A 19,753-nucleotide genomic window follows, 5' to 3' on the forward strand; every position below is an offset into this window, starting at 1 on the left:
TCGATCAAGATCAGCCTCAGACTGGGCGCGGAGGAATATTCAGGCCCTTTTGGCTGGCAGGACGGGCTTCGCCGCGAGCGGCCCAATCCATGACGGCGGGATAATTGGAGAGACCAATGACCTCGGCGGCGTCATAACCAGCGGTAATGCACCGCACCCACGGCCAGGTGGCGATATCGGCAATGCTGTACTCGTCACCGGCAAGCCAGGGACGGTGCGCAAGTTCTGCCTCGAGCACGGACAGCAAGCGGCGGGTTTCGTCGCGGTAGCGTTCCATCGGGTATGCATTGTTGGCGACCTTATCGGCGGCATATTTGTGGAAATGGCCGAACTGGCCAAACATCGGCCCGACACCGCCCATCTGGAAGAACAGCCATTGCAAGACGCTGTAGCGGCTGGGGCCGTCCTTCGGCAAAAGCCGTCCGGTCTTTTCGGCCAGATAGACCAGAATAGCACCCGATTCGAACACGCCAGCCGGTTTGCCATCCGGCCCATGCGGATCGAGGATGGCCGGGATGCGGCCGTTCGGATTAAGCGAGACGAATTCCGGCGATTTCTGCGAATTGTCGGAAAACGTCACCAGATGTGCCTCATAGGGCAGTTCCAGTTCTTCGAGCGCAATCGATACTTTGACGCCATTTGGGGTTGGCAGCGAATAAAGCTGAATGATCTCTGGATTCTGGGCTGGCCAGCGCTTTGTGATCGGGAAGGAAGAAAGGTCTGTCATGACAATATCCTAATTAATGCCAGGGTATCGAAGATATCAACTGTTCTCAAATTGTGAACGATACGTCAATTATTGTCCACCTATCTGGAACAGTAGAGATGTGGGAAAACGGCTTTACAGTTTTCTAACCAATTTGCGTCCCGCAGTCATCACACTGGAGCCTTCCATGTCAAATACCAATAACGCGATCCTTCTGCTCGCCAGAATTCTTCTCTCCTTCATCTTCATCCTGTCTGGCTTTGGCAAGCTGACCGATCCGGCTGCGACTGCCGGTATGATCACTGGCGCCGGACTGCCTGCTGCAACAGCTCTGGCCTATCTGGCCGGTGCGTTCGAACTGATCACCGGTCTTTCCGTCCTCGTCGGCTTCCAGACGAAAATCATTGGTTGGGCCTTGGCGCTGTTTTGCGTCTTCACCGGCGCTGTCTTCCATAGCGGCACGGTTGCCGTTCCCGGCTGGCCAGATGCAGCACTGGGCTGGATCAACACGCTGAACGGCATCATGATGATGAAGAACTTCACCCTCGCTGGCGCTTATATCCTGCTGGCAACGGTTGGAGCTGGCGCCTACTCGCTGGACGCCCGTCGCGGTGGTAAGCTGGCGCTTGCCTGATATGCAGGGGGCTATTCAATATAGCCTATAAAAATTTCCTGTATCGACCGGCTCTTTCAAGCCGGGATAAATACAAAGGCCCGTCGGAGCGATCCGACGGGCTTTTTGCTTTGAACGGCATGCTGTGATGGATCACGCACATCGTCTGGGAATTTGTCAGGGAAAGGAACCCCCGTTTTCCCTGGGAAACTCTAAACAGCCTTAGCCGCCGTGAGGGCCGGAGCAAACCTTGGTGATCGGATTGCAGACCCCTGCGTTTGCTATGGTGAGTGTTTCACCAGTGCCCAAGAACAGCGAGACAATAATAAGTGCTTTCATGTGGTATTTCATCATTACCCCCAGATATGATTAGAATAATAATCACGGAAACAATATAAAACCACCATATATAGAATGATAGATGGTTATATTTATTTATATTTTTTGATAAAATATAAATTTATTTTTTATAGAGTATCCGTGCCAATAAATTAGGCGTCTGTTTTGCCATAAGTCAATTATTTATTTTGATAAGAAAATCATTAAATGATATTTTCTATATAAATACCTATTCAAAATGTCGTATAAATGATATTTTAAATCAATTTAAGTGCCAATATACGCCATAAAGAAATTTTAAATAAAAATGATAATAAATTATAAAAAAATAAATAGTTACCAAAATTACATTGTCTATGCGCCTTTTTTTCAAAAAAAGACTTATGTATAGAATTCTATTTATTGAGATGGAATGTTTCAGAAGAAAAAGCCCAGCGTCTATTCAGACCCCGGGCTTTTACGTCATTATTGATTTTGTGAAATGCGCGAAGCGGTCGACTACATTGCGTCTGCTTGGATCATTCAGAGCGCGTTTCTGACGGCGTCGACGATTCTGGCAATCTGAGCATTGCCTTCATGCTCCGCCTTGCGGGCGCGGACCAGGCAGGCCTGCGAGCGCAGGATGATGCCATCACTCAATACTTTCAGGTGGTTTGCCCGCAGGGTTGAACCGGTCGAGGTGATATCAACGATTATGTCGGCCTGACCAGCGGCGGGTGCGCCTTCGGTGGCTCCCAGGCTTTCAACAATCCGGTAGAGTTGAATACCGTGCTGGCGGGAAAAGAACTGCTGGGTCAGGCGCCAGTATTTGGTGGCTATCGCCAATCTTCGGCCATGGCGGGCGCGAAATTCCTGCGCCACATCCCCCAGATCAGCCATGCTGTCCACGTCCAGCCAGATATCCGGCACGGCGACCACCACATCGGCATGGCCAAAACCAAGCCGTGCGGCGATTTCCACGCGCTTGTCGGCATCTGCCAGTTCTTCACGGATCAGGTCCTCGCCAGTGACCCCGAAATCAACCGTGCCATTGCCGATCTCGCGGGAAATTTCCGAGGCGGAGAGATAGGCAATCTCGATATCCTCGCCTTCGACCCGACCGCGATAGGAGCGGTCATTGCCGACAGCGGTAATGGTCAGCCCGGCACGGGCAAAAATCGCCGAGGCGTCTTCCTTCATCCGGCCCTTGGAGGGCAATCCGATGGTAATGGTCATCAGCGCGCCCTCGCCAGTTCGATGCGGTCCAGCCAGAGTGAGAAGCCAACGGCGGGAATGGTGTGCTTTGCACCGAGCAGCGTCAGCAGCCGGTCGAACCGCCCGCCACCGGCCAAAACGGCGGGTTCGCCAGAAAGTGCCACTTCAAACACCAGACCGGTGTAATAATCCAGTGGTCTGCCAAAGGCGGCGCGATAGGTGATCCGGGTGAGATCGACGCCAAGGTTGGCAAGTGCAGCGATCCGTGCCTCAAACCCGTCAAGAGCCGCACCCAACGACAGGCCCGCCGCATCGGCAAAGCCCGCCAGTGCAGCGGCGGCTTCACTCAGCGGCAATTCCAGCGACAGGAACTCGCGCAACAGTAATAGGGCGGCGCCATCCAGCCGGGTTTCGGCCAGCGCCAGCTTTTCCTTCAGCCTCGCGGCAATTTCGCGGGGGCTGCGGCTGGCATTGGTGGAATAGCCGGTGTCTTCCATGGTCCGATCGAGGTGGGCGATCAGCCCGGCTTCGTCGCCCGACGAGAGCAGCGCTTCCACAGCGGGATCGAGACCATGCGCCGTTTGTGGGCTGGCCAGGGTTTTTAACAATTGATCGAGATGGGTGCTGTCGCCAAAAGCCTGGATCAGCCGCCTTTGCCAGCCGGAGGGCAGGCCAAGTGTCTTGACCACGGCTTCAAACACCGCTTGATCGCCGAGCATGACGGTCAGAGGCCGTCCGGGCAGCAGCTTGTGCAGAATGCCGATGGCGTCATTAATGGCGCGGGCATCGGCCCGGGCCGTCGCGGGCTCGCCAAGATCTTCGATACCGGCCTGATAGAATTCATTGCCGCCTTCGCGACGCTGGCGAAACACTTCGCCCAGATAGGCGTAGCGTTTCGGCGTGCCGGTGGCGTTTTCGATATGGCTGAGACAGACGGGAATGGTGAATTCCGGCCGCAGACACAGGCTTTCGCCGGTCTCGCTTTCGGTGAGGAAAATTCGGCGGCGCAGATCCTCGCCCGCCATATCCAGAAACGGCTCGGCGGGTTGGATAACCGGTGTATCGACCCTTGCTGCGCCACGCGCGGCAAAATCATCAAGAAGAGCGCCGGCGAAATCTGGCATATTGATCAGAGGCATTGACTATCCCGGTCAGTTACGCATGCATTCGGGATAATCCGAACACCACCCTTTGACTACTATGTCAATGATGGGTCTGGCTATGCTGCCATTTTTTATAGGCCAGCAGGCCCCCGGCCAGAACCAGCAGGCCAAGCGGCATGACAGTGTAGATCTGCTCAAAACTTGTCACTGTTTCATCTCCAGAATAGAGAACCTTGCCAGTATATGTAGCACGATTGCCAGAAAAATCCAGAAGACGAAGCCAAGCAGCGGTAATTTATGATCACCATTGGGCGAGAGACTGCTGGCGGCTATCGGTGCAGCCACGCCAACCGTAAGGCAAACGGTGGACAGCCGGTCGAACCATGAGGCTTCGAGCTTTTTCATCTCGTTCCATTGGGTGACCGGAATGGGGGCGCTGTCTTGCAAAACTGTCTCCGTGGTTGCGATTCCAGTCTATCTCAGCTTGAATGGGCCGTCACCTCGGATGCACACTTGCTCACAGTCAATCCTCAGTTTGGCGTCCGTCTTTCTGCTGAGGCTGGTGTTGTCTCAGGAATTGCCGCACGCGCTCAAGGGCGTCAGCCGGATCGGACCGGCGGTGGTATTCTTCGAGAATGATCTGTTCGATCTGCTGACGGATGGTCCGGCGTCCCAGTGCTTCGCTATCGGGCAGGGTACGGTTCTGCGGCAGCAGGGTGCGGCGGGCTTCCTCTAATCGGGTTTGAAGGTTGGTTGCCGCGTCGAGAATGGTGACGTCTATAATCTCCGCCGAGTCTTCCGGGCGCTGTGGTGGTTGGTAAATTGCGCCTTGGGGTGGGTTTCCCGGTCTCTCCCGCCTGTGGCGCAGCAGCAGGGCCAACACGCTGATTGCAAAAACCGGCGGTGTCACGATGACCAGCGTCTTGATCCAGTCGGATGAGGATTGCCACGTATCGAAAAGATCGGCCCAGAGGTTGTAATCGGCCATTGTCCATTGCCTCCCACGCTTGAAAACCAAGCGATCGCCAGAGAACGTCTCTGGCGATCGGGGAGGTAGAAAAGCCGCACAGAAACGACCGCCCTGGCCTTTAAGCCGAAGCTCTGGACATACGCCAAGGCCTCCCCGACCATAGAAGGATGGAGAGTGGACCGTATAGAGATAGTCCACCGCCTCAGCCACAAACCTATGGCTGAGGGGTGTCTTTATAACGACCGACACGGGCCGTTCTGCGCGGAGTTTCTACGCTCCGGGATCGGTGCGTTACAACCGATCCTGAACTGCTTCTAGCGTATAAAGAGTGGAGGGGGAAGGGGGCGTTAGAGGGCGTAATATTCTCCTTTGCCGACTTCAAAAACCCTACTTCGCCCGCGCCCGATCGTCCGCCTGGGCGGCCAGAATTTCCTTCACCTTGGCCACAAGCTCCGCTTCCGGCACGACAATCTGCGCCACGCGGGCTTCACGCCATTCGGTATTGTCGGTGATCTCGCCTGACAGACGCTTGCCTTCGATCAGGTCCTTGATCTGCACCACGCCCTGTTCGCGCTCATCGCCGCCCTGGATGATGGCGATGGGGGAGCCGCGACGGTCGGCATATTTCAGCTGATTGCCGAATTTCTTCCAATTGCCCTGATACATTTCAGCGCGAATGCCCTCATTGCGAAGCGCCTGGGTAAAACGCTGATAGCGCCCCATGCTCTCGACATCGCCGTCCATGACTGTGATCAGAACCGGCGCGATCACCTCGTCAGCGCCCAGCTTGCCCAGGTTCTTCAGCGCCGTCATCAGGCGCGAGACGCCAATGGAAAAGCCGGTGGCCGGAACGGGCTGGCCCATGAAGCGCGAGACGAGGCCATCGTAGCGGCCACCACCGCCAACTGAGCCGAACACGACCTTTTCGCCTTTTTCATTGGTGACGTCGAAGGTCAGTTCGGCTTCGTAGACGGGGCCTGTGTAGTATTCGAGGCCTCGGACGACGGAGGGGTCGATTTTGATGCGGGATGCATCGTAACCGGCGCTCGTCACAAGTGAGCCGATGGTGTTCAGTTCTTCCACGCCCTCAGCACCTTTGCTGGTGCCTGTCACAAGTTCGGCCAATTCGGCAGCGCTTTCAGCGTAGTCTTTGATGCTGACGAAAAAGAGAACTTTTTCGATCTGGTCTGCATTCAAGCCTGCACCCTTGGTGAAGTCGCCGCTTTCATCCTTGCGGCCTTCACCCAACAGCAGCTTCACGCCTTCTGGTCCAAACTTATCTAGCTTATCAATGGCGCGCAAAACATTGAGACGGCGACCACTATTCTCGTCACCACCCAGCCCGATGGCTTCCATCACGCCATCCAGAACCTTGCGGTTGTTCACTCGGATCACGTAATCGCCGCGCTTGATGCCAAGCGCTTCCAGCGTATCGGCCATCATCATGCACATTTCGGCATCGGCCTGCACGCCCGGCGCGCCGACGCTGTCGGCATCGAATTGCATGAACTGGCGGAATCGGCCTGGACCCGGCTTTTCATTGCGGAACACATAGCCGGCGCGGTAGGTGCGGTAGGGCAGCTGGATCTCGTTGAAATTTTCTGCGACATGCCGGGCGAGCGGTGCGGTCAGGTCGTAGCGCAGGCTCATCCATTGCTCATCGTCGTCCTGAAGCGAGAACACGCCTTCGTTGGGGCGGTCGCTGTCGGGCAGGAATTTGCCGAGCGCATCGGTATATTCAAACAGTGGCGTCTCAATGGGATCGAAGCCGTAGCGCTCATAGACTTCGCGGATTTTCGCGGTCATCTCGTTGACGGCGCGGATATCATGGGCTTCCCGATCCACAAAACCACGCGGCAGGCGGGCTCTCAGTTTCTGGGGCTTTTTGGTCTTTTCGCTCATGTTCGGCACCGAATGCTAGGGGAGTGTGTGTTGCGGCTGTCTTAGTGGATGACGCCTTGAGCGGCAAGGCCGAAGGCTGGTTTCGGCCCGACGCCGATGCTATAGGCCGGGAATGATCCTTGAAGCGCTGAATTACGCGGCAACATGGTGGGTGACGTCGAAAGCGCATCGGCCTTATATCCGCTATTCCATCAATCTCTGGTCGCGCGCCCGCCGCTGCGCCAGCGATTGGGCCGAGCATGAGCTCAATTGCAAGCGGGCGGTTCTGCATGCGGCACAGCCGATCGTGCCGCGCCGTACTGTTGTCGTGCTTGGCTCCGGCCTGCTGCGCGACGTGCCTATTTTGGAATTATCGAGGGCCTTCGATACGGTCGTGCTGGTGGATCTGGTGCATGTCGCCAGCGTCCGGGCCTGGGTGGCGATGAAGGGGCTGAAGAACGTCCGTTTCATTGAGCGTGATCTCTCCGGTTGCGACGCGCTGAAACAGGGAGAGGTGCCGGAGCCGCTGGATTTCCTGCGCCGCGTTCCCTGGCTCGATCTGGTGGTCTCGGCCAATCTTCTTTCCCAGATCGGCATGGGCGCAAAAAAGCGTTTGGCCGGGGAGGCGGTGGGGGCGATGCCTGGGGATAGCGTCGCCCGGCTGATCCGCGCTCATCTCGACGGGCTGGCGCACTTGCCTGCCCGCACCTGTCTGCTGACGGATATTTCCTTCTCCGTCATCGACCGAAATGGGGTTTTGCGTGAGGAAACCGATCTTCTGGCGGGTATCGCACCGCCTGAAGCTGAGCAGGGCTGGGATTGGCCAGTTGTGCCGCTGGGTGAAGAGAGCAAGGACTACCGGATTCTCCATAAGGTCATATATGCTTGCTCAGGTTGATTCGAATTGTGACTGACAGGGTCATCGGGGGGTGGCATGAATTTTCTGTTTCTGGATACGAGTGGCATCGATTACGATCCAGAAACGCCTATGCAAAAGCCACTCGGTGGCACGCAATCGGCCATTGCCTATCTTTCCGAGGAATTGGTCAAGGCTGGTGCCACGGTGACCTTGATGAACAATCCTAGCCGCGAGCGGGTGGTAAAGGGCGTTCGGCTGGTTGAAAGCAGCACTATCGGGCGTGAGGGCTTCGACCAGTTCGATATTGTCGTCGTGGTTTCGGTGGCGTTGGGCGTTAAATTTCGTCAGGTCGTTCCCAAGCATATTCCCATGGTGCTTTATTGCCATCACGCTGCCGATCAGGTGTCGGTTTCGACCCTGCGCAATGCGGAGGAGCGGGCCGTATGGGATGCCTTTGTCATGGTGAGCGATTGGCAGCTCAACGATTATGCCAAGGTCTTTGGCGTCGAGCCAACGCGGGCCGCGGTGATCGGCAATGCAGTGTCTCCAGCTTTTCTGGAACGTCCTTTGCAGCCTGCATGGTTTGAGATCGGTGCTCCGCCAGTCCTGACCTATACCAGTACAGCCTTTCGCGGATTGGAGATTCTGCTGTTAGCTTTTCCGTCCATTCGCGCCCGATTGTCGGGAGCAGAGCTTAAAATTTTCTCGGGCATAAATATTAATACAGCGGATGGTCTAAATGACCCCAATGCCTATCTCTATGAAGTTGCCCGCAGCCTAGCGGGTGTGACCCACCATGGTTCCGTTTCTCAGAAAAAACTGGCTGATGTCATGGGGAATGCTGCTGCTTTGACTTATCCATCGATATTCGCAGAAACCTTTTGCATAGCCGCTGTCGAAGCCTTGGCCAGCGGGGCGGAGGTGCTGACGACGCGACTTGGTGCGCTACCGGACGTTCTGAATGGACTCGGCCAATTCATGAATATGGCACCATCGCAACGGCAACTCGCGCAGAACTATATCGAATTTGCCAGTGAGGCCTTGGCAGCAATGAAGCGAGATCCGGCGGCAGCCGCAGCACGGCGACAAGAGCGGACGCAATATGTCCGTACTCACTTCACCTGGGCGCGGCGGGCGCAGCAATGGCTGGATCTGGCAGATCAGATCAAACGTAGGAAAGGGTGATCGAAAGCGCTTGCCTCGTGAGGCGATTGGCATACACTCTTTTTATGGCTCTCGTTCTTCGTCTTATGCTGGTTATTGCCGGTCTGGCCTATGGCGCCATGCCGGTCAGCGGCTTGGCTGCGACTGGCGGTATGGTTTCGCCGATGACGATGCAGGTTGCCGAAACACACCAAGGCCATGATGCGATGCCGACTGCATCGACATTTGACGCTGCAATTCCACTTGAGCATGTCCATAAGACCGACCGGAACTGTGCTGATCGGCATCAGGCGATGGGGTGTGGGCATTGCGCCGCCTGCGTGAGCCTGCTTGCGGAGTTTTCCGTTGTTTTGGGCAAGCCGATTGTAGGGGATGCGCCGTTGCCGGGATCGACGACCCGGTTGCTATCGCTGGCGCCTTTGCCCTTGGTGCCGCCGCCCCGTTTTTGATGAATGAAAGAGCCTATGGAAACCGGGAAAGGCCGGATTTCGACTGTCTTGTCATCATCAGAAAGGGACCATCATGGTCAAAACCATACTTCTTGCTGCAAGCCTGTTGCTTGCCACCACTGCCGCTTATGCCGACAACACCATGAAGGGCATGGATCATTCCATGCCCTCGACCACGTTGAACTCGCCATCCAGCAAGGCTTTTACCGCCGCCAATGCCAGGATGCACAAGGCCATGGTCATGCCAATGACCGGCAATGCCGATGTGGATTTCGTGCGCGGCATGATTGCTCACCACCAGGGCGCTATCGACATGGCGAAGGTAGAGTTGCAATATGGCAAGGACGAAAAGATCCGCACGCTGGCCGAAGAGATCATCAAGGCGCAGCAGGGGGAAATTGCCATGATGCAGCAATGGCTTGATATGCACGGCAAGTAAGCTATTCGCGGCTGTCTCAAGTATTGGATGCGCTTGAGGCAGCCGTGCATCTGCCTTGTTTGGAGGAGAACATGACACGGGCGCTGACCACCATTGGCCTCGATGCCGACGATACACTCTGGCAGAACGAGCAATTCTACCGGCTGACGGAGGAGCATTTTCGCTCGTTGCTGGCAGATTATGCTGAACCCTCCATGATTTCGGAGCGGCTTCTGGAGGCGGAAAAGCGCAATCTGGCCCATTACGGTTTCGGCATCAAAGGCTTCACACTGTCGATGATCGAGACGGCGCTGGATATTACCGAGGGACGGGCGCCCGGCACTGTGATCGGCGAGATCCTGGCGATTGGCCGCGATCTGCTCAGCCATCCGGTGGAAACATTGCCCGGTGTGCGCGAAGTGCTGGAAGCCTTGGCGGGACGATATTTTCTGGTGATGATTACCAAGGGTGACCTGTTCGACCAGGAGCGCAAACTGGCGCAATCCGGGCTTGGCGATTTTTTCGACGCGGTGGAAATTGTCTCCGACAAAAATGCCACCAGCTATCGTCGGCTTTTTTCAAAGCATGGTGATGAGCCGGAACGCGCGATGATGGTCGGCAATTCACTGAAATCCGACATCGTGCCAGCGCTGGCCGTTGGGGCATGGGGTGTGTTCGTACCGCATGAGCTGACCTGGGTTTTCGAACATGTAGAAAAACCGGTCGATGCGCCGCGTTTCCGCGAATTACCTGAGATCAGCGCCTTGCCGGAGCTGGTTGCTTCGATTGGCTGAGAATTAGGTGGGGCGAATAAACGTAGCCTTCAACTGCTCCACAGTCTCCCGGCAAATGCAGCCTTCCAGGTGGTCGTTCACCAGTCCCATCGCCTGCATGAAGGCATAGACGGTGGTGGGGCCGACAAAACTCCAGCCGCGCTTTTTCAATTCCTTCGACAACCGTATGGAGGTGGGGGACGTCGGGTTGGCGCGTAGCGTTGCATAATCCATCTTTGCCGGGCGCTCTTCGGGATCAGGCTCAAAACGCCAGAAATAAGCGGCGAGGGAGCCGAACTCTGCCTGCAATTCCAAGGCTCGCCGGGCATTGTTGATGGTGGAAACGATCTTGCCGCGATGGCGGACGATGCCGGTATCGGCAAGGCAACGGGCTATGTCCGCATCATCAAATAGCGCCACTTTTGCAAAGTCGAAACCGGCAAAGGCGGCACGAAAATTCTCCCGCTTACGCAGAATGGTCAGCCAGGACAGGCCGGATTGAAAGCCTTCAAGGCAGATTTTCTCAAACAGGCGGTGGTCGTCGGTAACAGGCCGTCCCCATTCCTCGTCATGATAGCGGCGGTAATCGACAAGTCCCCCATGCCAGAAACAGCGCAACGCGCCTTCTTCGTCGGCAATCAATCCTGCACTATCCATTCCCGCTCCCTCGTTTGATTTTTTGTTTACTCTTTGTTCACCGTTTTTTCAAACGAAATACTAACCCTGACAAAAGCTTTCCCGCATTGTGGCAAATCGAATGAATGCGCGTTTACCTTTTCCACAAGTGGCGGTGGCAGGTTGATCCCAACGGACTATGGGTCCTGATCGTTTCAAAAAATGGGTTTAGCCGATGCTGTCACCGCGTTTTCTCCTGAAAGCCTGTTTTGCCTTGTCAGTGACACTCACCTTGCCCGCTATAGTCGGGCAGGCTGCGGCGCAGGATCGCTATCAAACCCGGCCACCGGTTGTCGTCAGCCCGGACCTTGCAGCGCCATGGCTGTTGCAATTGGGCGTGCGGGTTGAGCCAACAACTGGTAATCCCGGCAGGCCCTCAGCCGCCCAGCCGGTTTACTATCGGCCAGTGAGCAAACCGGTACCCCAGCAATATCGCCAGCCTGCTGCTTCCGCCGCCCCGCTGCGGCCTGCGCTTCAACAAGCTTCGGCCATGCCCGCGCCCAGACAGATGTCGTCGACGCCCGCCCAATTCCTGCCGCAGGTTGTCGCTTACCAGACCAGGGAAAAGCCAGGCACGTTGGTGATCGATACCAATAATCGCTTTCTCTATCTGGTGATGGACGGAGGAATGGCCCGCCGCTATGGCGTTGGCGTCGGCAAGCCTGGTTTTGAATGGGCGGGCGAGCACAAGGTGACCCGCAAGACAGAATGGCCAGAATGGATTCCGCCGCAGGAAATGATCGCGCGCGAAGCTGCCAAGGGCCATTATCTGCCGGCCCGCATGCAGGGTGGGCCGGAAAATCCACTGGGAGCGCGGGCGCTTTATCTTGGCTCGACCCTCTACCGTATTCACGGGACCAATGCGCCATGGACGATCGGCTATGGCGTGTCTTCCGGCTGCATCCGCATGCGCAATCAGGATGTAACCGATCTGTATGGCCGCGTACCCGTGGGTACGAAAGTCATCGTGATGTGACCAGAGGCAGGCTGCTGATTTCAAGTCACACTATTGTCACTTTTTTGACAAAATCGACTGGAGACGGCTTGCAACATTGCTAAGCTTGGATAGTTTTGTTCGAACTGCTTGGAGAGGGAAATTGCCTATGCGGATGAGGGGAACGGGTGTGGCGATGGCCGCATTGATGATGGCAGCGCTGGTCTTGCCAACTTCAGGCTTGGCAGCTGCACCGAGAGCGGACGATCCGGCCAGTTCTACGGCCAGCAGCGTTGTAACACCGCAGATGATGAAGCGGGAAGTTCCCGACAAGTTCAAGCGGCGGCTGGTGCGGCTCAGAACCGATGAGGCTCCGGGTACTGTTATCATCGATACCAATAACAAGTTCCTCTATTTCGTCGAAGGCAATAACCGGGCGATCCGCTACGGCGTCGGTGTCGGGCGCGAAGGTTTCGGTTGGTCGGGTGTCGTCAATATCGGCCGCAAGGTGGAATGGCCAAGCTGGCGTCCGCCGGAAGAAATGCGTGTGCGTGAAGCGCGGCGCGGTCATGTCCTGCCGGTCGTGCAGGAAGGTGGGCCAGATAATCCGCTCGGTGCGCGCGCCATGTATCTCTACAAGGGTAATCGCGATACGATTTTCCGCATTCATGGCACCAATCAGCCCTGGTCGATCGGCCTGAACCTGTCCTCGGGTTGCATCCGTATGAACAACAAGGATGTCGAGGATCTCTACGCCCGCGCCGAAATCGGCAGCAAGGTTATCGTGGTCGGTCCCGGCAATAAGCAGGGCGAAGTGAGTTTCGATGACCGTGGTATCGACCTGCTGCGGACGATCTTCGGCGGCTGATGCCGGATTCTCACCCTCGAGAAATTTCGAATATCTCAAATGCATCAAAGGCTTGAGATATTCGAAAGCGAAATAAGAAGAGTCGTGTTCAATGACTCTTCTTATAATATGCAATTACAGTGAAATACCGGCGCGGCGAGCGGCACCGACTGCGGCGGTGCGGGTAGTGACCTTGAGCTTTGCGAAAATATTGCGCAGATGAAATTTGATCGTGTTGTCGCTCAAGGCCAGTTTACGACCGATTTCCTTATTGCTGAAGCCTTGGCTGAGCAGCGCCATCACAGCAAGTTCCCTGTCTGTCAGCGCGGATGACGAGAGACCGTGAAGCGGCACGTCTTCGCTGGTCTCCGGCGCCACCTTTCCTTCCGGCAACAGGGCTTGCAGCCTTTGACGCAGAACTGCCGACATCGGGCTTTCCTCGGCAATTGCCCTGAGATCGCCCAGGAAATCGTCGCCTTCAATCCAGATCATGGCTCGGAAATCTTCCATCGGAAAGGTCAACAGCAGATCTTCCAGGCGGGCCGCAACGATCTCGCGTTTTTCTTCGGCGATCAACAGACGCATGTCGAGAAGCGCCAGTTCCACGCTGCGGAGATCGTGGATTTTCGTTGGTTGCTGGCTGATCAGGATGGAAAGCGCTTGTCTGGCGCGCTCGAGATCGCCGCGAACCAGATGGATGCGTGCCCAAAGCAGAGCCGGCGTCAATCCACGCAAATGGATCGCCAGATTATTATCCGGCACCGAGGTGATATCCTCCATGCCGAAGCCATGGGCCTTTGCGTAGCGAATCGCCTGCTCGACATCACCGCTTTCCAACAGGAGCAACACCCTGGCGCCGTCGATCAGCCGGATCAACCGATGAAAGCCGCGCCGCTTGGCCGCCGACCGTGTCCGGTCCGCCAGCGCATGGGCTGCAGTCATGTCGCCTTCTAGGCGGAAGATCATCTGCTGGGCTGTAAACCCAGCAGCCAGAAGATCGAACCAGGCATCATGGCGCTCCAGATGCGGCAAGGCCCAGCGCAGACAAGGCCCGGCGGCCTCCAGATCGCCACGCATGACCAGCAATTCTGCCTTCAGCACCTGCCCCAAGGCATCGAGATCGGTTCCCTTGCCAATGCAGGCCTGCACTTCATCGATCAACTGCTGATAATACTCCTCAGCGCCGGAGCAATCGCCACTGAAAAAAGCGGCTTGGCCGATATGGGTGTAAAGATGCACCGCGCCGAAATCGGCACCGCCGTCACGGAAGGTCTGAACCGCGAGATGGCCGTAATGCAAGGCCCGATCCATGTCGCTGCGGTCGAGAAAATTATAAGACAGCATATTCAACACCATGGCGCGGTGGACGAGTTCGGTGCTGGCAATGTCTGTCAGATCGGTTTCCAATGCGGCCAAGTCTTCGGCGCAGGCAGGGCGGTCGAAATAAAGCCCCAGCAGGACACGGACCACCCGCAGATCACTGGTAAACGTATCCGGAGCAGCAGTGTCGGCCCTCTCGGCAATGCCAAGATAATGATTGGCGGCATCAAGATGTCCGGCTTTGGCACTGACCACCGACAGGCCAAGCGTGGTCAGCGGAAAACAGGTGAGATCAATGGCCGAGACATTGGCCATGATGGAGTTGAACACGCTGGCACCACCTCGGCTGGTGGTATAGACCCGCCGCCAGCCGCCGCTGGTCTCGACGATTTCCGCGGCCAGATTGGCATTGCCGCTCATCAGCGCGTGGCGCACCGCAGCATCGAAATCACCGGTCGATTGGAACCAGCGCGCCGCCCGTTCGAGAACATCCTGAACTTGATAGCCACGTCGAGCGGCCTCTTCCTTCAGGAAGGCATTGAAAACGGGGTGATAGCGGATCCAGCCTCCACCGCCAGCCAGGAGGGCAACCGGCAGGGCGTGGTCTCCAAGCTTGCCAAGCAAGTCGGCGCTATGGGCATCGCCGAAGACGGCCTCGACGAGATCGCGGTTGACGGTGGGGAAAGGCGCAGTCTTTAACAGCAGTTCCTGAACATCTTCAGGCAGATTGGCAAACACCTGCTCCGACAAATAGCTACCCATTTCGGCATTGCCGCCGTCGAAGGTGGTGAACAGCGCGCCGCCATCGACATTTTCGGCAATCAGCAACCGGATCATCTGCAGGGCAACTGCCCAGCCTTCCGTCCTTTTGTTGAGCCCAGCCACTTGCTCCCGGCTCAAGCTGGCAGTCTGTCCGGCAAAAAACTCTTCGGCCTCCTGGTCGGAAAAGCCCAGTTCGGCAATATTGACCTGGCGAAATTCGCCTTTCAACCGCAGGGCCGACACCGGAAAGCGGGGTGGCGTGCGCGAAATCAGCACCAGTTTCAGGTGATTCAACGTCTGGTCGCCCAACAGACGTGCGACGATTGCTTCGGTCGCATCGGTCTGGGCGAAGTGATAGTCATCCAGAAACAGGATGACCGGCTCGGTGATCTTGCGCAACCGGGTGGATAACAAGGCGAGAAGCGAGGCGACGGTCATGCTGGAATCAACACCGGTGCCTTCTTCCAGACGCAGGGCATTGACGGCTTCCAGCAGCAGCAGCAGGAACTGTGTCTGGTCGCTATATTCCTGATCCAGCGCAAGCCAGGACAGGCTGTACCCTTCGGCGCGCAGGGTATCGAACCATTGCGCGGCCAGGGATGTCTTGCCATAGCCCGCCGGCGCAATGATGGTCGTCACCCGTTTCAATCCGCCAGCGGAAAGATGCGACAGGATTGCCCTGCGCTTGATCGCGCTCTGGGTACTGATCGGGGGCTGAAATCGCAGAGTGAAGTTCATGAAGAAAACGTGCTATGTCGCATCCGCTTTGGCAAGCCTGTTCTGATGTAATCGAAAGATTACAAACATATCAACTGGTAAAAAATTATATTAACCAAGCAAAACCCATGTAATTTTTAGGGTATTATTGCAAGAGCTAAATTATAACGCAGCCTCATCTTTCGCAAGGCTGATGCCGGTATGAACCAGACCCGGCGTCAGGCAGAAGCGTCCTTCGATCACTGTTCCCGCCGGAAATTCCATATGGAGGCGTGACAGCAATTCGGCGGTAAACAGACCACCCCGATCCGGATCGATCCGGATCAGCGCGTCTTCGAACCAGAACATTTTTTCAACCAATGGATAAAGACATTTGAACAAGCTCTCCTTGGCAGAGAACACCAGGGTGGTATGAAGTTCCGGCAAAAAAGAGCTACCGGCCCCAAACCTGTCTTCCGGTCCGCAGATCCGCTCTCGGACATTGCCCATGACCTGCGCTGTCATGACCTGTTCTGTATCCATGCCAAGGCTGCGAAATCGGGCCGCATCGGCAACGGCTGCCGCAGCAAACCCATTTGTATGGGTGATCGATCCGACCAGCCCAGGCGGCCAAACCGGTTCGCCACGTGGTCCTGCTGTAACGGGTGCCGCAGGCTGGCCGGTCTGCGCCGCAATCGCCTGCATGGCGCAGAACCGTCCGCCCACATATTCCGCCTTTCGCTTGGCGACCGCCTTTCCCATGCTGTCAGGCAAAGGCACGCCTAGATCGGCGGCCACTTCCGGCGTAAAATCATCATGGCGGAAGCGAACGGCGCGATGAGAGATGAAAGCCTCGAAAAGCGGAGGCACAGGGCATGAGGAGTATATTTCCACCTGATTATTGGCCCGCTGGCTCATGAAAAACCCTTGAATACGTCTTGAATTGAAAGAAATGCAGATCAACCCACCGGCAAGCCTCGCTTACAGCGGTTGTTGCAACAAATACTCTTCGGCCTCTTCGCGTGACATGGCAAGCACGCGTTGCACCAGATCGAAGCCAAAGCCATTGCGTGCCATGCCCGCCATTTCCTTCATTCTCTGCCGTTCATCGCCGTCGCTGCGGCGAAAGGGGCCATAGCCGCGCTTTCTGGCAAATCGAATGGCGGCGGGCAGGTCGTCCATATCCTCTAGCGCTGCCCTCACCACGTCCTTCTCGATACCCTTGCGCGCCAGGGTCTGGGCGATAGCACGTCTGGATTTGCCGCTGCGCGCCGCCGATTGCGACTTGATCTGCGCATAGGCATCATCGTCCAGCGCCAGCATCTGGTGGCCAAAGCGCACGGCTTCTGCCGCCAGCGCATCCACCGTCTCCGGCTCAATGCCTTCATATTTCTGTCGTGCCTTGCGGGCAACGGCATCCCGCAATTCCCGCTCACTCATCATTCGTCGGCCAAGGCGATAGGCGGCAGAATTGCGCGCCCAGGCCAGCATCCGCGGTTTCGGCTGCAAAGGGTCCGGTTGCGTCTCGCTGTCGAACAGGATTTGTGCCTCGCCTGTCATGTCGCTCGTCGTTCCAATGCCGGCCATGCCTCTATTGTTGGTTTCATCATGGACGCTATATCACTTTGTCATGGAAGACGACAGGACCGCCGAGAGCGTGTCCTCAAGCCAATGTGAATTCTGAAATGAAAGACATCATGACACCTCAAAAGAACCTTCAAATTCAGCTTGCATCCCGTCCAACTGGCGCTCCCGCCACCGATAATTTTCGGCTGGAAACGGGCACGGTGAGTGAGCCTGGGGACGGCGAGGTCCTGCTGCAAATCCTTTATCTGTCTCTCGATCCCTATATGCGCGGACGCATGAGCGCTGCAAAATCCTATGCCAAGCCGGTTGAGATTGGCGCGGTGATGGAGGGCGGCACAGTCGCGCGCGTGCTTCGGTCAAGACACAGTAATTTTCAAGAGGGGGATGTTGTTCTCTCCCATTCCGGCTGGCAAAGCTATGCGCTTGCCAAGGGTGAAACGCTGCGCAAGATCGATCCGTCGGCAGCCCCGATCAGCACTGCGCTCGGCGTGCTGGGCATGCCCGGCTTTACCGCCTATGCGGGATTGCTGACCATTGGCAAGCCAAAGCCCGACCAAACGGTGGTGGTGGCCGCCGCCAGCGGCGCGGTCGGCTCTGCCGTCGGCCAGATCGCCCGTCTCAAAGGTGCGCGCGCGGTCGGCATTGCCGGTGGTGCAGACAAATGCGCTTTTATCAAAAACGAACTCGGGTTCGACGCGGTTGTCGATCACCGCTCGCCTGATTTTGCTCGGGAACTCGCACAGGCCTGCCCTGATGGCATCGACGTTTACTTCGAAAATGTCGGTGGTGATGTCTGGAAAGCGGTGTTTCCGCTACTCAATAGCTTTGCGCGTGTGCCGGTCTGCGGGCTGATCGCCCAGTATAACCAGTCCGTGGAGGATGCGCCTGGCCCAGACCGTCTGCCGATGACCATGCGCGATATTCTGACCAAGAGCCTGACCGTGCGTGGCTTTATCCAACGCGAATTTGCCGATCAATTTCCGCAATTCCAGCGCGAGGCGGCAGGCTGGATTGCCGATGGATCGCTACGCTACCGGGAAGACATCGTTGACGGGCTGGAAAACGCCCCTCAAGCCTTTATCGGTCTGTTGGAAGGTAAGAATTTCGGCAAGTTGGTGGTGCGCGTTTCACAGTAAAGTATCACACGATCATCGTCCGGCGGCAAACTCCGCAAGCTTGTTGCCGGAAAGTCGGTAGCGTATCCATTCGGTCTGCGGCTCTGCACCTACAGCATCATAGACCCGGATGGCTGGCGCGTTCCAATCCAACACACTCCATTCGAACCGGCCGCAGCCGGTATCGACAGCAAGTTTTGCCAGATAGCGCAGCATGGTACGCCCGGCACCGCCGCCGCGATGGGCCGGATCGATGTAGAGATCTTCGAGATAAAGCCCCTTGCGGGCCTGCCAGGTGGAGTAATTATAGAACCAGATCGCATGGCCAACAGGGTTCCCCTGCTTTTCCAAGACTACGGCAAACGCAATGGCTCCGTCACCAAACAACGATTGATGCAAGCTTTCGACGGTGGCCTTCACCTCATGCTCGGCTTTTTCGAAAATCGCCAGATCGGTGATGAAGCGAAGGATAACCGGCACGTCCTCTGGACGCGCCTCGCGGATGGAGAAATCCATGCAGAAACCTCAAAAGAAAAGCAGGCCATTTCGGGCCTGCCTGATATTTTTGCTGAAAACACCAATTTTTGGAGACACCAGACCTTATTGGAAAGGCATCCACCAGGATTTGTTGGAATTGGACATTTCCGCTTCCTTCTGGCGACGTTTTTCCTTCTTGGCTTCTGGTTCGCCCAGATCGTCCAGCTTGGCCTGATCTACTTCACGGTAGGAAGCCGGTGGATCGGACAGAACCCGGCGCTGGTCGATATAGGCGCCCTTCTGGATCTTGCGGGCGTCGCGGAAGGCCTGCCATTTCTGGGTTTCGGTCATCGTGCCATTGGTGCCGTTGCCATCAAGAAGCGGCGAACGATAGCTTTGGTTGCCACGGTTGGCATCGGCTTCGGCCACGAGCCTTGTGCGGGTATCCTCAGGGCTTTCGACCCAATCGGGATTATCCTTGCTGGCCAGGGACTGCTGCGGCTGTACCAGCTGCGCGGTCTCACCCTTGGGCGGCAGGACAAGGTCCGGGCGCGGGTTATATGCCGTGTCTGTCGTCTTCTTCTTGCTGCCGATGGAGGCGGCCGAGCCAACATCGTCCACCAATTGTTCCATAGACGTCTTATCAGTGCCATAGGTCGGGCCGCTGGTGCAGCTGCTCAAGGCAGAGCAGGCAGCAAACATGCCAACAAGAACCATCCGTGCCTTAACCATCAATACCTTCCAGCCTTTTTCATGTCCCGGATCCAAAGCTCCGTCAGTCGTAGCAAACATCTTTCCATCCAGCCTCATGCTGAACCGACGGATATCCGCACCGCTGTCGCGTATGGTTTCAGATCGGAACCTCCCGGGC

At 56.6% G+C, this 19,753-nt stretch carries 21 protein-coding genes; 9 read left to right on the forward strand and 12 right to left on the reverse strand.

What is annotated here, in order from left to right; genetic code table 11:
* Positions 1-16: 16 nt before the first annotated feature.
* Positions 17-727, reverse strand: a complete 711-nt coding sequence (locus FS819_RS21880) for a glutathione binding-like protein (RefSeq protein WP_156550334.1) — start codon at positions 725-727, stop codon at positions 17-19.
* Positions 728-893: 166 nt separating this feature from the next.
* Between FS819_RS21880 and FS819_RS21885 the strand changes: the two genes are divergently transcribed.
* A complete protein-coding gene (locus tag FS819_RS21885; protein WP_156550333.1) occupies positions 894-1,340 on the forward strand; it encodes a DoxX family protein in 447 nt (148 codons plus the stop codon).
* An 840-nt stretch (positions 1,341-2,180) separates the two neighbouring features.
* On the opposite strand, the gene hisG is transcribed toward FS819_RS21885, so the two are convergent.
* The 5 genes from hisG to hisS all read right to left on the reverse strand — a co-directional run bounded on the left by hisG (position 2,181) and on the right by hisS (position 6,827).
* Positions 2,181-2,873 (reverse strand): ATP phosphoribosyltransferase, encoded by a 693-nt coding sequence (gene hisG, locus FS819_RS21890; RefSeq protein WP_156550332.1) that lies wholly within the window; start codon positions 2,871-2,873, stop codon positions 2,181-2,183.
* Positions 2,873-3,991 (reverse strand): ATP phosphoribosyltransferase regulatory subunit, encoded by a 1,119-nt coding sequence (locus FS819_RS21895; protein ID WP_156550331.1) that lies wholly within the window; start codon positions 3,989-3,991, stop codon positions 2,873-2,875. Before FS819_RS21895 ends, hisG begins: the two co-directional genes overlap by 1 nt.
* 168 nt (positions 3,992-4,159) lie before the next feature.
* Positions 4,160-4,402, reverse strand: a complete 243-nt coding sequence (locus FS819_RS21900) for a hypothetical protein (protein WP_060717554.1) — start codon at positions 4,400-4,402, stop codon at positions 4,160-4,162.
* A 76-nt stretch (positions 4,403-4,478) separates the two neighbouring features.
* Positions 4,479-4,943, reverse strand: a complete 465-nt coding sequence (locus FS819_RS21905) for a protein kinase (RefSeq protein WP_156550330.1) — start codon at positions 4,941-4,943, stop codon at positions 4,479-4,481.
* A 369-nt stretch (positions 4,944-5,312) separates the two neighbouring features.
* On the reverse strand, positions 5,313-6,827 hold the full coding sequence (gene hisS / locus FS819_RS21910) for a histidine--tRNA ligase (RefSeq protein WP_156550329.1): 1,515 nt from the start codon (positions 6,825-6,827) through the stop codon (positions 5,313-5,315).
* A 112-nt stretch (positions 6,828-6,939) separates the two neighbouring features.
* On the opposite strand from hisS, the gene FS819_RS21915 reads away from it, so the two are divergent.
* The 5 genes from FS819_RS21915 to FS819_RS21935 all read left to right on the forward strand — a co-directional run bounded on the left by FS819_RS21915 (position 6,940) and on the right by FS819_RS21935 (position 10,490).
* Complete coding sequence (locus tag FS819_RS21915) at positions 6,940-7,704, forward strand: hypothetical protein (RefSeq protein ID WP_156550328.1); 765 nt, start codon at positions 6,940-6,942, stop codon at positions 7,702-7,704.
* 36 nt (positions 7,705-7,740) lie between these two features.
* Positions 7,741-8,850, forward strand: a complete 1,110-nt coding sequence (locus FS819_RS21920; RefSeq protein ID WP_156550327.1) for a glycosyltransferase family 4 protein — start codon at positions 7,741-7,743, stop codon at positions 8,848-8,850.
* A 44-nt stretch (positions 8,851-8,894) separates the two neighbouring features.
* Positions 8,895-9,278 (forward strand): hypothetical protein, encoded by a 384-nt coding sequence (locus FS819_RS21925; RefSeq protein ID WP_156550326.1) that lies wholly within the window; start codon positions 8,895-8,897, stop codon positions 9,276-9,278.
* A gap of 73 nt (positions 9,279-9,351) precedes the next feature.
* Positions 9,352-9,717 carry a CopM family metallochaperone gene (copM, locus tag FS819_RS21930; protein ID WP_156550325.1) on the forward strand — a complete coding sequence of 122 codons (366 nt, stop codon included), beginning with the start codon at positions 9,352-9,354 and terminating at the stop codon, positions 9,715-9,717.
* Between the two features lie 71 nt (positions 9,718-9,788).
* Complete coding sequence (locus tag FS819_RS21935) at positions 9,789-10,490, forward strand: HAD family hydrolase (RefSeq protein WP_156550324.1); 702 nt, start codon at positions 9,789-9,791, stop codon at positions 10,488-10,490.
* A 3-nt stretch (positions 10,491-10,493) separates the two neighbouring features.
* On the opposite strand, the gene FS819_RS21940 is transcribed toward FS819_RS21935, so the two are convergent.
* Complete coding sequence (locus tag FS819_RS21940) at positions 10,494-11,126, reverse strand: DNA-3-methyladenine glycosylase I (protein ID WP_156550323.1); 633 nt, start codon at positions 11,124-11,126, stop codon at positions 10,494-10,496.
* A gap of 193 nt (positions 11,127-11,319) precedes the next feature.
* Between FS819_RS21940 and FS819_RS21945 the strand changes: the two genes are divergently transcribed.
* Together FS819_RS21945 and FS819_RS21950 are read left to right on the forward strand one after the other, a co-directional pair.
* Positions 11,320-12,120 carry a L,D-transpeptidase gene (locus tag FS819_RS21945; RefSeq protein ID WP_156550322.1) on the forward strand — a complete coding sequence of 267 codons (801 nt, stop codon included), beginning with the start codon at positions 11,320-11,322 and terminating at the stop codon, positions 12,118-12,120.
* 127 nt (positions 12,121-12,247) lie between these two features.
* Complete coding sequence (locus FS819_RS21950) at positions 12,248-12,946, forward strand: L,D-transpeptidase (protein WP_156550321.1); 699 nt, start codon at positions 12,248-12,250, stop codon at positions 12,944-12,946.
* A gap of 114 nt (positions 12,947-13,060) precedes the next feature.
* Here the strand turns inward: FS819_RS21950 and FS819_RS21955 are convergent, their stop codons facing one another.
* From FS819_RS21955 to recX, 3 genes are all read right to left on the reverse strand, one after another.
* A complete protein-coding gene (locus FS819_RS21955) occupies positions 13,061-15,745 on the reverse strand; it encodes a winged helix-turn-helix domain-containing protein (RefSeq protein WP_156550320.1) in 2,685 nt (894 codons plus the stop codon).
* Positions 15,746-15,886: 141 nt separating this feature from the next.
* On the reverse strand, positions 15,887-16,621 hold the full coding sequence (locus FS819_RS21960) for a 4'-phosphopantetheinyl transferase family protein (RefSeq protein WP_156550319.1): 735 nt from the start codon (positions 16,619-16,621) through the stop codon (positions 15,887-15,889).
* A gap of 63 nt (positions 16,622-16,684) precedes the next feature.
* The gene (gene recX / locus FS819_RS21965) at positions 16,685-17,290 is read right to left on the reverse strand and encodes a recombination regulator RecX (protein WP_234624838.1); all 606 of its coding nucleotides are present in this window, start codon (positions 17,288-17,290) and stop codon (positions 16,685-16,687) included.
* 110 nt (positions 17,291-17,400) lie between these two features.
* Between recX and curA the strand changes: the two genes are divergently transcribed.
* Positions 17,401-18,426: an NADPH-dependent curcumin/dihydrocurcumin reductase gene (gene curA, locus FS819_RS21970; RefSeq protein ID WP_156550318.1), complete on the forward strand. Its 1,026-nt coding sequence runs from the start codon at positions 17,401-17,403 to the stop codon at positions 18,424-18,426.
* A 12-nt stretch (positions 18,427-18,438) separates the two neighbouring features.
* On the opposite strand, the gene FS819_RS21975 is transcribed toward curA, so the two are convergent.
* Together FS819_RS21975 and FS819_RS21980 are read right to left on the reverse strand one after the other, a co-directional pair.
* Positions 18,439-18,921, reverse strand: a complete 483-nt coding sequence (locus FS819_RS21975; RefSeq protein WP_156550317.1) for a GNAT family N-acetyltransferase — start codon at positions 18,919-18,921, stop codon at positions 18,439-18,441.
* Positions 18,922-19,005: 84 nt separating this feature from the next.
* A complete protein-coding gene (locus FS819_RS21980; protein ID WP_070164521.1) occupies positions 19,006-19,614 on the reverse strand; it encodes a hypothetical protein in 609 nt (202 codons plus the stop codon).
* Positions 19,615-19,753 lie beyond the last annotated feature (139 nt).

Source organism: Allorhizobium sp. Av2, assembly GCF_021462805.2.
GTDB classification, from domain to species: Bacteria; Pseudomonadota; Alphaproteobacteria; order Rhizobiales; family Rhizobiaceae; genus Allorhizobium; species Allorhizobium vitis_G.